The sequence below is a fragment of the Levilactobacillus zymae DSM 19395 genome, from assembly GCF_001434115.1.
Taxonomy (GTDB): domain Bacteria; phylum Bacillota; class Bacilli; order Lactobacillales; family Lactobacillaceae; genus Levilactobacillus; species Levilactobacillus zymae.
In genome coordinates this window covers 43995-56486 of sequence record NZ_AZDW01000008.1, presented here as the reverse complement: position 1 = coordinate 56486, position 12492 = coordinate 43995, and the positions used below count along the sequence as shown (strand labels likewise).

The following is a 12492-nucleotide window of genomic DNA, read 5'->3' as shown; positions in this document are numbered from 1 at the left end:
TTTTGAAAAACATGAAAACTGACGACTTTTTTGGAAGGTATGAATAATTCAGGCTTATAAAGGTTTTTTAAAAACTGAATACCTCATAAATACATAGCAAAGGAAGGAATTTCCCGTGAATTCTAAGAAAAATTTTTTAGGGATCGATAGCCCCCGCGACATGGTGCTAGCGGCCCTAGTTGCTGCCCTCTACGTCGTGGTTACGATGGCCTTGCCAGCCCTAAGCTATGGTGTTGTTCAGGTTCGGTTCTCCGAAATGTTCAACCACCTGGTCAGTTTTAACCGGCGCTACATTGTCGCGGTCACGCTGGGCGTCTTTGTGGCCAACATCTTCGGTTCCTCGCTGGGGATTTTGGACGTGGTGACCGGAACCACCCAAACTTTACTGGCCCTATTGGTCATGGATTGGTTGGGACGGTACATCCCTAATAAAGTCGGCAAACTAGTCCTTAATACGGTCGTGGCCGTTTTCTTCATGTGCATGATTGCCTGGGAGTTCGCGTTCATCGCCAAAACCGCCTTCTGGCCAACCTTTTGGGCCAACTGGTTATCCATTGGTGCCGGCGAACTCACCAGCATGGTGGTCGGCGGAATCATCATCTACCTCCTCAGTCTTAAAATCGATTTTACCAAATAACCGAAAACGGCGGCCAGTTGGTCGTCGTTTTTTAGTGGTTTTATCACTAGAACGCCCCGCCACCGGAGCCGCCACCAAAACCACCCGAACTGCCGCCGGAAAAACCGCCGGAGCCGCCCGTAGTGGAACTGGCGCCGCCCGACACCTGGAGTGATCCGGAAATTCCGGAATTAATTGCGTCCCCAAAATCGGCAAACCCGTAGTTTTCGGTGCCGATATAAAAGCCGACAAACCCGGCCGCTAAGGCATCGGCGCCGAAGTCGACCTTTAATTTAGCGATGACCTGTTTGGACAGTCCGAACGCCGCGGCGTAGGGTAAAATATCTTCCCACAGGATGAGATCACCAATTTTAGCGGTGTTGAAGTTCCCAATGTCTTTTAACATCCGGCGAAAACCGCCGATGTCGTTGACCAGGATCAACCCTTCCGCGTTGTTGCGGTCGATGCGCCGGCGCAGTTGCCGCACGCTGACCCACAGCACGATGAGGCCCAGGCCACTCAGGCCGGTCACCCAAGCACTCACGACGGAATTAAGCACCCAGCTCACCCCGGCAGTCAGGACCAGGAGGAGGGTCAACCGCAGGCCGCGCGTCAAATACCGTTGGCGTAGCGCCACGTTATCGGCGTCTTGATAGGGTTCAACATCGCGGTTGACCTCTTCTTGCCACTGGTGGAACCACTTGCCGAGGCGGCCCTGTTGGTCCTTTTTCCCGTACTGTTTCAAATCAGCCAACGTAAACGAACCGTCCTGACCGATGGTTTGAAAACAGTGGGTTAAAAACGAATTATCGAGGTCGGCCTTGCGCGTCAACCGCATGGTCTGGTGCCGCCCCTGCTTCTCGGCGGTCAGGCTCAGTTGCCCGTGACTCGCCGCCAGCAGAATCTCCCCGGTCAGCGCGTTGGTATTCGGCGCCGCTTCATCCACTAACGACTCCGCCACGGCTGGGGCCACGGTGGGCACGTCAAACGAATGCGGAATCGGAATGGGGTGCGGGTAGCGGTTGCCTGGATGCCGGCAGAACCACCGAACATCCAGCCCCGCGACGATCAGGGTCGCAACTACCAGTAAGGCCAAGCTCCCGCCCACTAACCAACGTTGCCGCTGACGTTTGGCGTTGGCCTGTTGGGCCAGTCGTGCCTCTTGCCGCTGGACGGCGGCCTTTTTCTTTTGGGCCACCCGTGGCGCTTGTGGGGTCACACTAGTAGGAAAGAGTAAGTGACTCTCCACGGCCGTTTTTGCGGCGACCTGCGGAACGGTCAGCGTGACCCGTCCCCGTTGCCGGTCGACCTGGGTATGCCCGGTCAGTGGGCCGTGCGTCCAGGCCTGCAGCTGGGTAAGCCGTGTGGCCGGCAATTGCAGGGTAACTTTAACCTGACGCAACGGGACTTCCCAGCCGGTCCCAATCACTTTCCAATTCAATTCGGCGGTGTCCGCGTAGTTCGTGACCACGCCGGTCAATGCCAGGTGATACGTGACCCGTAAGGTATCCCCGTCCGTGACCGGCCTGTAGACCTTGGCCTTCAAGCGTTCCGCTGATTGGGTCAGTTGATAGGTATTGGTCGCCCCCGTTGTCGCGGCGGAAACGGCCCGGGACGGCTGCCCATTCAGTTGGGTGGTCACCCCCGTCAAACGGCCGCCCTTGATTCCCCGTAAATCTTGAACCACGAAGACGCCGTGATAGTCATCGTCGAACTGATAAGTCACGTGTTGCGTGAGGTTCGCGTTGCCATTTTTATGTAAGTCAATCTGGGTTCGATACGCCGAAATTCGATAATCGGCGTGGGCGGTCACGGGAGATAAACTCCCCACCACGACCAATCCCAACAGAACCCATCCCCAGTACCAAAGCTGTCGCATGTTAGCCCCTCCTCCATTCGCGTTTAGGCATCAACAGTCCCTATTAGTGTAGCATAGTGCCCATACGTTCCCCAGCAAAAAAGGCCACCGTTTGGGTTAAACGGTGGCCCCCTTCACACATTTTGTTAGAATCTGCCAAAAAGCCTAACGCCCACCGGAAAACCCCATTTTCCGGCCTCAATCCGGTCGTTAGTCCAGTTCGTCAGCACCCATAGAATACACCCGCACCGTAGTAACACCAACTAATTTGCCTTTATAAAATTGGCGACAATAGGCGCGAAGCGGTTTGCTTGAACTTCAGATACAACGACTGCTGGTCGAATTTCTCCGGCGTAATCAGCTCGCTGTGGGTCATGTCGATCTTGAAAATGTTTTCGAGTTGCGTGGCAATCTGTTCGTCATAAACAAACGCGTTGATTTCGAAATTTAACTTAAAGCTCCGGTAATCCATGTTCGCCGACCCCACGGAGGCCAACTTGCCGTCGACCACCATGGTCTTGGCGTGAATGAAGCCGTTATGGTAGTAGTAAATTTTCACGCCGTCGTTCGCTAACTGCCGGGCATAGTACTGGGTCGCCCGGTACACGAAGGCGTGGTCGGGCTTGTCCGGAATCATGATGCGCACGTCGATACCGGCCATGGCCGCAATCCGCAGTGAGTCCAAGACACTGTCGTCGGGAATCAGGTACGGCGTCTGAATCCACAAGCTCTTCTCGGCCGTCTGGATCATCCGCATGTAGCCCATCTTGATCTGTTGGAGGTCGGAGTCCGGACCACTCGACACAATCTGCAAACTAGTTTCCCCCTTCACCGTCGTCAACGGGAAGTAGCGCGAATCAATCTCGCGGTCGTTAAAGGGATGGTCGCGGTCCGTGGCGTTCCAGTCGAGCATGAAGCGCGCCTGAAGTGAGAAGACCCCGGACCCGATGATCCGTAAATGGGTGTCGCGCCAGTAGCCGAACTTTTCCTTGCGGCCCAGGTACTGGTCACCGATGTTAAAGCCCCCGACGTAGCCGACCCGGCCATCGACGGTCACAATCTTCCGGTGATCTCGGAAGTTCAGCCGAAAGTCGATGACGGCCGACCGGGTGCCCAGGAAGGGTTCCACGTGGCCGCCGACGTCCATCAGGGGTTTAAAGAACCGTTTCCAGGTCCCCATCGAGCCCCACGGGTCATAGATCACGCGGACTTCGACCCCGGCCTTGGCCTTTTGCACCAAGAGGTCTAAGATCTCGTTACCGATGCGGTCGTTATAAAACGTATAAAATTCGATATGCACGCTGGAAGTGGCCTGTTCGATGTCTTCCATCATCATCCGGAAGAGGTCGTGGCCGTCCGTGATCACCTGCACCTTGTTTTGGCGGGCCAAAAAGGCCTGATCGGTCGACATGAACATGTTGACCATGTTGATGACCGAATGGCTGATGCGGTCGGCCGGCATGATTTGTTTGCCCAGCTTTTGGCGCTGCTGTTGTAACCGTTCGTCCAGCTGCATCGCGACCTGATGTTGCAGACGAAACATCCGGCCCTTCGGCAACTTTCGGCCAATGAACGCGTAGGCGATGAACCCCACGATGGGGACCAAAACCAGCACCAACATCCAGGCCCAGGTGGCGGCGATATCCCGTTTCTCACGGAACACCGTCAGAAAGGCCAACACCGCGTTTAGGATAATGATGGCCTCAATAATCGCAGAAATACTCAAGTTAGCTCCTCCTTCACTCTTTGTCCTTTTCATCATACGCCAAAACCGGTAAATGTCTTTACTTTTTTTTAAGTTTTGAATCGTCTACAATAGGAATAATTCTTAAGGGGGTTCAAGCAATGTTGACTCACGGTATCACCCTCTTGGGCGGTCTCCACGGAACCAGTCCATTTCGGGTCTTTCACTGGATTTTTCGAGAAAATCCGATGGTGGGGGTCATTCTCCTCGTCGGCATCGTGTTGTATTTAATTTACCGGTACGCTAATCGCCGGTAGTCCCACTATGCGGACTAAAAAGGGTTCCCCAGAATCAACGCGATTCTGGAGAACCCTTCTTAATTAATCATAATGGATTAAAAGGCTGCGGCCGGGTCACCCGTCTGGCTGTAACCCGTGTCGTAATCAATTTTAACGCCCGCCTGAATGTTGAAAATGTAGACGTTATAGCTAATATCTTTGGTTTCGATCGATTGGGCCTGCATGTGCACGCCGCGAGCGACCAGTTCGTTACCGCGAAAGACCGGTTGGACCTGGTAGCGCACGTGGTCACTGGGGTGTGTCCGCAGGTAACTGGCCACCGGATTCTCGTAAGCCGTCATCCCCGGATCGTTGAGCGACCGCGTCCCGGTCATCAAGTTCTTCCAATTATTATTCTGGCCCGTCAATTGATAACCAATCAAGTGGCAGCGGTTATACAGGTAGCCGCGCTTGCCGTTGACCGTGTAGGATTTGTTGTGCCACCCCGTGGGCGTCACGTTGAGCGGTTGGCGCTTGGCGGTCGGCATGATGCTCTTACTCAACATGGCGTTGGCCGTGGTGACCCGGTTCAAGCTGTCCAGGTTACCGTAACTTTGCCAGGCTCCTTTCTTTAACGACAGGTCGTTACTGGAAAAGGTCGGTCGATTGTGGTTGACCGCCACGATTTGCGTCCCCTGATATTTCTCTTGCGCTAGCGCCTGGGTCGCCACCGATTGCTTGGGCGTGGTGGTGGACCCACTCGACTTCCCCGCCACCTGGTTGATGACCTGACTGGCCTGGTCCGTAATTTTTCGGGCCGTCGGGTTGCCCTGACCGCTCAGACTGCCGACCAGGCCCACTAAGACTAATAAAATCGCCCCATAAATGGAGAGCGACGTGCCACGACGACGGCGACGACGTTTACCCATTTCTAATTCCTCCCTCAATTCTCTGCACTGTGTCCCCATTTTACCAGAAAAAGGCGAACAGTTGTGCGCCTTTTCGGGGCGAAATTGTCAACGGAACTTAATCTTTTTTTAACGCCCTGGCCGCAAACCGACCGCGGAGGCATGCTATACTGGTCTGGGATGAGGAAAGATTCAGCAAACACGGTGTACCGTGTGATTATTTTTAATGAGGTGAATTAATCATGAAGAAAACCCGGATTTATGCGACCATCTTGAGTCTCGTCGCCCTAGTTACCATCGGGTTAGCTGGCTGCAGTAAGAGCAGTCAATCCGGCAGCAATCAACAAGCTAGCTTTAAGAACCAAACCACGAAGAAGAGCGACGTCAAGTCGACCATCACCAAAACGAAGCAACTCTGGTACGTTGCCGGTGGCGTGAACGCCAAGAGTAACTCCGGCCTCGAAGCCTACCGGTTCAACAAGAACGGCAAGGCCACGGTGTACAACGTGGATAAGTTCTACAAGACCTACAACGCCGCTAAAAAGGCGAAGGCCCTGAACAAAGCTGGCTCCTTGAAGGCCACCTTCACCACCAAGGGCAACAAGACCGTGATCAACTTTAAGGGGAAACTTTCGGGCATTCCGATGACCCAGAAGTTCACGGTCAAGAAGACGTTAACGGGTACCAACAAGTCTACGGGCTTAAAGGTTGCCGGTTACCACATTGACCGCGATGTCGATGAAGACGTGACTAACGCTGTCTTGGTCAAGATCAACAACTAATTTAAATTTGATGAGCAGACTCGCCACGGTGAGCCTGCTTTTTTTAACCAGAGCGTTTCACTGACAGCGGTTACAATTTGCGGTATGATGGGGCCAAAAGGAGCGTGATTTGTATGCTGTCACACCATTATTTGACTCCCCTAACGCCCGCCGAACTAGCCGAGGAACGTCAGGCCTGCTACGCCTTAGTTCACGACTACCCCTGGCTAATTCCCGTGACCGTGGCTGCCGGGGCCTTCCCCGCGGTCGTAGCCGCCCACGGCTTCTGGAAGAACCGTCAGCTCAAAAAGCAACTCCAAATCGAACGCGAAAAGACGAAGCAATTGACCTTGCAAGCCAAAGCCCCCACAAAACGGTTGGGCGGCCATCACTAGGTTTTCTAAACGACGGATCTACCGTCGTTTTTTTTGATTAAAGTCTGTCTTAAGAGAATTCAGCGCCTCCGGGCCAGTCAGAAACGGGCTGGAACGGAGTGGGCACGGCTTCAAGCCCACAGTTCAGGTCTTGAAGACCGACCTTTGTCTAGGCTAGCAAAAAGCGCCAGCCAACACAAACTTCACTCCTGAGCCCATTTCTGACTGGCCCTCCAGCTCACATGAGCTATAACCGTCATTAAACTGAGTTCTTTTCATCAAAGGGTAATGGATGACCATTTAAATCGGTGATTGAGTTTTAAAACAGATTCTAATTCGAGACCCAGCAATCGCCCACCCAATAAAAATTTTATATTTTAGCTCACAAAACTCGCCATCCCGTAAGACCAGTCATTCCAAGGGATGAGCGCCCCTGTCGTGATGGCAAGGGTTTCAAAAAAATCGAACTATTTTCACATTTTATCTTGTAAGCCTTTTCGGTTTGTGATAGCCTGATTCATGTTGCTAAAACGTTTTACATACGAGTTAACCCTTAGACAAGCGGTTGTTTTAACGAACAATCGGCCTTGTAAAACGATTTACATCTGACCAGTACCGACACTTAAATTCTAAGCTACGGAGGAATGCGTTTATGAAGAAAACCACTGTGATCAACTCAGAACTCTCAACCGTTATCGCTGGCATGGGCCACATGGACTGGCTCAGCATCGGTGACGCCGGCATGCCAGTTCCTATGGGCACCAAGAAAATCGACTTGGCCTTAACCAAGCAACTGCCGAGCTTCTTAGACGTTTTGAAGAACGTTTTAAGTGAACTCGAAGTCCAAAAAATCTACCTAGCCGAAGAAATGAAGACCCAAAACCCAGAACAATTACAGGCCGTGAAGGATTTAATGCCCAACGTTGACATCGAATTCATGCCCCACAGCCAATTGAAGAAGGACTTAGCGCAAACCCACGCCTTCGTGCGGACCGGTGAAATGACGCCCTTCTCCAACATCATTTTGGAATCCGGCGTAACCTTCTAATTTTATTTTTTTACGTTTACGTATAACGTTTTACCTAACTAAGGAGTGAACTTTTACTATGCAAGCCACCGAAACAAGCACCAAGCACGGTTGGACCCAGCTCGCTGACGGGTATTTAAGCAAGACCCCGTTGTTCCAATTCATCCTGGTCTCCTTAATCTTCCCACTGTGGGGAACCGCCGCTAGTTTAAACGATATCTTGATCACCCAGTTCAAGACGGTCTTCCAATTGAACGATGCCGCCACGGCCTTCGTCCAAAGTGCCTTTTACGGGGGATACTTCTTAATCGCGATCCCCGCTTCATTAATTATTAAAAAGAACAGTTATAAATTTGCTATTATGACCGGTTTAATCTTCTACATCGTCGGGTGTGGGCTGTTCTTCCCCGCTTCCCGAGTAGCGACTTACAGCATGTTTCTGGTCGCCATCTTCGCCATCGCGATTGGCCTGAGTTTCCTGGAAACCTCGTGTGATACTTACAGTTCCATGTTGGGACCGAAACAGTTCGCCACCATGCGGCTGAACATCTCCCAAACCTTAGTTCCATTAGGGGATATCATGGGAATCGTCTTAGGGAAATACTTAATTTTCGGTTCCGTGGGCAACTTATCCGAAAAGATGAGCACCATGCACGGTGCCGCCCGGATCGCCTACGGGGAACAAATGCTGCAACTGACCCTGCGGCCTTACAAGTACATCCTGATCGTGTTGATCGTGATGTTGGTCATCTTCGCGTTGACCCCAATGCCCCGGGCCAAGGCCACGGCACAATCTACCGCTGCTGTGGAAGCCGAAGAAGAAAAGCCTAGCCTGGTCGAAACCATCAAGTACCTCTCCCATAACAAGCGTTACATGAAGGGGGTCTTGACCCAATTCTTCTACGCCGGCGTGCAGACCACAGTTTGGTCCTTCACGATTCGGTTGGCTTTGAACCTGGACAACAAAATCACGGATAGCGCCGCTTCGACCTTCATGATCTACAGTTACATCGCCTGGTTCGTTGGGAAGTTAGTGGCCAACGTCTTCATCAGCCGCTACTCCATCACCCGCGTGTTGACCTGGTTCTCCCTGTTAGGGACCCTGTCGCTGGTCGTGACCTTCACGATTCCAAGTATGATCGCCGTTTACACGGCCATCTTAACCAGCTTCTTCTTCGGTCCTGAATGGCCAACGATTTACACCCACACGTTGGACGCCATCACCGAAAAGAAATACACCGAAACTGGTGGTGCCATCATCGTTATGGCCCTGATTGGTGGCGCGATTATCCCCGCCATCCAAGGGTTGGTCTCCGACATGACCGGTTCGATGCAGTTCTCCTTCATCGTTCCTACCATCGGTTTCCTGATCATCACGCTCTACTTCTTCTTCGAACACCGCTTCGAAGTTAAGCATCCCGAACTGATGCAAGAACACTAATTTAACTCTGAAAGCCCGTTACCCAGCCGGTAACGGGCTTTTTTAGCGTCAGATTTTCCCCGTTTTCATGGTTAGCCGGGAATAAAATTTTTTTGAATTCTTTGATTTTAAATATATTAGTTTTTATCTATTAATATAATAATTTTTATAGGTTAACTGATAGATTAGGACCGACTAACCGTCAATATTCTAGGATAAACTAGTCAAAACAATTAGAAAAAAGTAATCTAAAGCCCTTTTCACGCGCTTTTCATACTCAATAACATTATTCTAATAATTTACATTATTTAGCCGTTAATTTTCTTCACACTTTCTTCACAATTAGCCGTTATGCTACGGGTATACCAAAAACCTAATTAACCAACCTTTTTTCATTTTATCCACCAATAAAATGAATCCCGTTCTAACCAAACGGGCCGACCGCCTCCTAACCAGGGGCGGTTTTTTTGGTTGCACAGTCAGCACGCCGCCGGGGAATCCCCTAGCGGCGTGAGTTGATTTCTACGACGAAACACCTTACTCCCGCCGTAACCGGGCGGGATGGCGGCGGTCCTTTTGCCGGTAGTAGTCCCGAGCAAAGTCGACCAGGGGCCGAATCGCCACGACAGTGATGGTTCCGGGCGCCACCGTGATGCGCTGGACCGCCTGGGGGTGCGCCTGTTCGAAGCGCGCACCCAGGGCGTTAAAGTCGTCGTAGGGTTCCAACGCAACGTTTTTAAACGGGACCCACACCGGCCGGTCGTTCTGCCAGACGGGGGCCTCCTCGGTGAACTGGGGCCGGTTGATGGTCGACTCGGCCAGATGCAGGACCGTGCAGCTCGCGTAATCGGTGCCCAACATCACGACCTTGCCGTCTAACGCATACAGCTTCTGTAAGGGGCTGGCGGGGCCGAACGGCAAATCATAGGTCGTGGTCTCGCAAAGCTCTACGCTATTTTGCCCCCAGGCGCACAGCGAATACAACGGGTGCCCGCTACGCACGGTCCCCGGTAAGGTCCGAAAATACTCCGGGGTCTTGCCGATAAAGTGTGTCGGACTGAGCCGCCGGTCGAACGGCGGCATGCTGGCGCGAATCCGTTGCACCGCCGCGGGTGAGGCCGCCGGGGCTTCCCAGTAGCTGGGATCCGAATAGTCGGCGGTCTGGGCGGGCATCACCAGATTGCCCTGCCGCAAAACGCGTTTTAAGACCGACACCACGGTCTGTTCACCGCCGGGAATGTAGCCAAATTGGCTTAACGAGGTGTGGACCAAACAGCTATCCGTCTCCCGCAAGCCCAATGCCAGCAACTGATCTTGTAATTCTTGGGCGGTCACCACCGCCGTGATGGGTTGTTTTTGCCATGCCGACATGTCATCATTCTCCTTTACAAAAAAGCGCTGGCGCCTGAGCGTCAACGCTTCGATTAGCTTAGTTAATTCAACGAATCCCAGGCCGGTAAGGTTTCCGGCGTGGTGGTCAGGATGGCGCGTTGTTCCGGCGTTAAGAAGCGCTTGTGGACCACGACTTCGTAGACGAAATCGTCCATCCAGTCGTCGGTCATCACGAAGTAACCCTTGTCGCCGTTCTTCTCACCCCAACTATTTTCGACCTTCCACCGCGTGGATTGATCATCCACCAGATCCACCCCGGTAAAGGTCATGGCGTGGGAAACTTCGGCTTCGTGATATTCCAGACGTTGGGCCTTGGTCAGGCTCAAATCGACGCCGAACAAATCGGCGGTCTGGTAGAGGTGACTGTCGAGAAAGCCCCGTTCACGGCTCATTTGTTGGAGCACGTCGTTACCGAACCACACCGTTTCTCCGGACTGTAACTGCGCGATGGTGGCTTGTTTCAGGTCCGCCATCGGCAGGTTCAGGAAGGTGATGTGCTTACCGCCCACCACATTGTCCTGACTCGGCAACGCGTAGAGCTTGTCGTAGGCCTTGTCCGGCGAGTTCGATAAGACCACGTAATCGTCCAAATCGACGTCGAAGTACTTGGTAAAGAAGTCCTGGGGCGTCAGGTTGGCGTCACGGTGATACTGGTGCTTGTCGTCCTTATATTCGAGGTCAAACGTGGTTGGCGGTTCGCCGATCGAGTAAGCCGCCATCCGGTAAACTTCGCTCAACGCGGTCTTGCGGGCCGTCGCAATCTCCGCGTCGGTGGCGTGATTGGCCACCAACTGCCGTAAAGTCACGGCGTCCTTTCGGAGTTTCAAATCCAACGCCGCCGCAAACCCGGTGGTATCGTTAGTGTTAAAGGATTCGGGCATGGCACTGGTTGGGACCACGCCGTACTTTTGGACTAACGAAGCGCCCATGGCCCACTGACCGCCGTCTTCTCCCGGCCGGGCTAAGTAGAAACTGACTTCCCGATCATCGGCTGGTCGGTCGGCCGTGCGGAGAATGTTGTCGTAGAAGATGTTGGCCCGTTCGATCTTGTCCCAGAAGAACAGGTAGCTTTGGGAGAGTTCGAAATCCTTAACGTTGTACTTCGCGGCAAATTGGTGCCGTAACGTGTTTAACGTGGAAAACAGCCAGCAACGACCGGAATGTTTCTGGTTGGACACCTTACCCGTATCCAATTCCACGGAGAAGGTCCGATTCAAGCGCACGTTGGCGTCTGGGTCCTCGGAAGCGGCTAAGACCCCACTCTTGCGAACCGCGCGACTGATGACTTCGTGGGCCGGTTGCTTGACTAAGTCGGCGTGCAGCGCCGCTAAATCGGCCGGCGTTAACGCCGAATTCGTTTGTGTTTCATCCATAAACCCAATTCCCTCTTTCAGTTAAAATGAGAGTTCTCATAATAATCTCATAATGAATATTTTCATTCTAAGCCTTTCCCCTGACGAACGCAATCACCCCGACCAAAAAAGTGACTAGTTGCGACTAGTCACTTTTTTTCATGAGAATATTTATTTCGGCGCCAATCCCTGATCCAAGAATTCAATCAGGTACGGGATTCGCTGATCAAACAGCGCAAAGTCGCCCTGTAAGTTGGCGCGCATCACGTTAGTCAGCATCGTGCCGATGATGAATTGACACACCATATCATTCGGTAACGCGGTCAATTCGTGTTGCGCCCGTAGCTGGTCGAGGATGGGATACAACGTTTTTTGAATGATGGGACCCGCATTTTGGATCACCGCTTGTCGCAAATCTGCTTGAATCAGCATTTCATTGATCAGCACTTTGCCCACTTGCCAGTTTTCCGCCAGAAAGGCCGCCCGATTTTTAATCAGTGCCGCGAGCAACTGGTGGCGCGTCAGATCCTGCATGGTCGCCACCTGCTGGGCAAACTCGCCCATTAAGCGCGGCAACACAGTGGTCACCATTGGCTTCAGTAGCGCCGCCAACAATTCGTCTTTGGTCTTGTAGCGTCGGTAAACCGTGCCTTCAGCCACGCCCGCGCGGTCCGCAATCTGTTTGGTGGTGGTGTTGGCGAAGCCCTGCTCGGCAAAGAGCGCGAGGCTGGCCGCCAACACCTGTTTTTGTTTGGCCGGAATCTCGTGATCCTCGGCCATGACCTGTTCAAAGGCCGTCCGAATATCCGTATTTTTTACCAT

At 52.7% G+C, this 12492-nt stretch carries 12 protein-coding genes; 6 read left to right on the top strand and 6 right to left on the bottom strand.

From position 1 onward, the window contains the following. Positions 1-115 precede the first annotated feature (115 nt). Positions 116-637, top strand: coding sequence for a QueT transporter family protein (locus FD38_RS01575; RefSeq protein WP_057730529.1), 522 nt, complete (start codon positions 116-118; stop codon positions 635-637). A 46-nt stretch (positions 638-683) separates the two neighbouring features. Here the strand turns inward: FD38_RS01575 and FD38_RS01570 are convergent, their stop codons facing one another. Together FD38_RS01570 and cls are read right to left on the bottom strand one after the other, a co-directional pair. Beyond that, the gene (locus FD38_RS01570; protein WP_057730527.1) at positions 684-2495 is read right to left on the bottom strand and encodes a DUF2207 domain-containing protein; all 1812 of its coding nucleotides are present in this window, start codon (positions 2493-2495) and stop codon (positions 684-686) included. 253 nt (positions 2496-2748) lie between these two features. Beyond that, positions 2749-4233 carry a cardiolipin synthase gene (gene cls, locus FD38_RS01565; RefSeq protein ID WP_057730532.1) on the bottom strand — a complete coding sequence of 495 codons (1485 nt, stop codon included), beginning with the start codon at positions 4231-4233 and terminating at the stop codon, positions 2749-2751. 86 nt (positions 4234-4319) lie between these two features. Here cls and FD38_RS12720 point away from each other — a divergent pair, with 86 nt between their 5' ends. Further along, positions 4320-4475 (top strand): hypothetical protein, encoded by a 156-nt coding sequence (locus FD38_RS12720; RefSeq protein WP_157058824.1) that lies wholly within the window; start codon positions 4320-4322, stop codon positions 4473-4475. Positions 4476-4552: 77 nt separating this feature from the next. Here FD38_RS12720 and FD38_RS01560 read toward each other — a convergent pair whose 3' ends face one another. Beyond that, positions 4553-5365, bottom strand: a complete 813-nt coding sequence (locus tag FD38_RS01560) for a DNA/RNA non-specific endonuclease (protein WP_057730525.1) — start codon at positions 5363-5365, stop codon at positions 4553-4555. Between the two features lie 221 nt (positions 5366-5586). On the opposite strand from FD38_RS01560, the gene FD38_RS01555 reads away from it, so the two are divergent. The 4 genes from FD38_RS01555 (at position 5587) to fucP (ending at position 8947) form a co-directional block, all read left to right on the top strand. Then, entirely contained in the window at positions 5587-6126 is a 540-nt protein-coding gene (locus FD38_RS01555; RefSeq protein ID WP_057730523.1) for a hypothetical protein, read from the top strand. 113 nt (positions 6127-6239) lie between these two features. Further along, positions 6240-6500 carry a hypothetical protein gene (locus FD38_RS01550; RefSeq protein WP_057730521.1) on the top strand — a complete coding sequence of 87 codons (261 nt, stop codon included), beginning with the start codon at positions 6240-6242 and terminating at the stop codon, positions 6498-6500. 631 nt (positions 6501-7131) lie between these two features. Further along, a complete protein-coding gene (gene rbsD / locus FD38_RS01545) occupies positions 7132-7527 on the top strand; it encodes a D-ribose pyranase (protein WP_057730520.1) in 396 nt (131 codons plus the stop codon). Positions 7528-7585: 58 nt separating this feature from the next. Further along, positions 7586-8947, top strand: coding sequence for an L-fucose:H+ symporter permease (gene fucP / locus FD38_RS01540; RefSeq protein ID WP_057730518.1), 1362 nt, complete (start codon positions 7586-7588; stop codon positions 8945-8947). A 516-nt stretch (positions 8948-9463) separates the two neighbouring features. Here fucP and FD38_RS01535 read toward each other — a convergent pair. The 3 genes from FD38_RS01535 to FD38_RS01525 all read right to left on the bottom strand — a co-directional run bounded on the left by FD38_RS01535 (position 9464) and on the right by FD38_RS01525 (position 12492). Next, positions 9464-10297 (bottom strand): AAC(3) family N-acetyltransferase, encoded by an 834-nt coding sequence (locus tag FD38_RS01535; RefSeq protein WP_057730517.1) that lies wholly within the window; start codon positions 10295-10297, stop codon positions 9464-9466. Positions 10298-10359: 62 nt separating this feature from the next. Further along, positions 10360-11691 carry a C1 family peptidase gene (locus tag FD38_RS01530; RefSeq protein WP_057730516.1) on the bottom strand — a complete coding sequence of 444 codons (1332 nt, stop codon included), beginning with the start codon at positions 11689-11691 and terminating at the stop codon, positions 10360-10362. A 150-nt stretch (positions 11692-11841) separates the two neighbouring features. Beyond that, entirely contained in the window at positions 11842-12492 is a 651-nt protein-coding gene (locus FD38_RS01525) for a TetR/AcrR family transcriptional regulator (RefSeq protein WP_057730514.1), read from the bottom strand.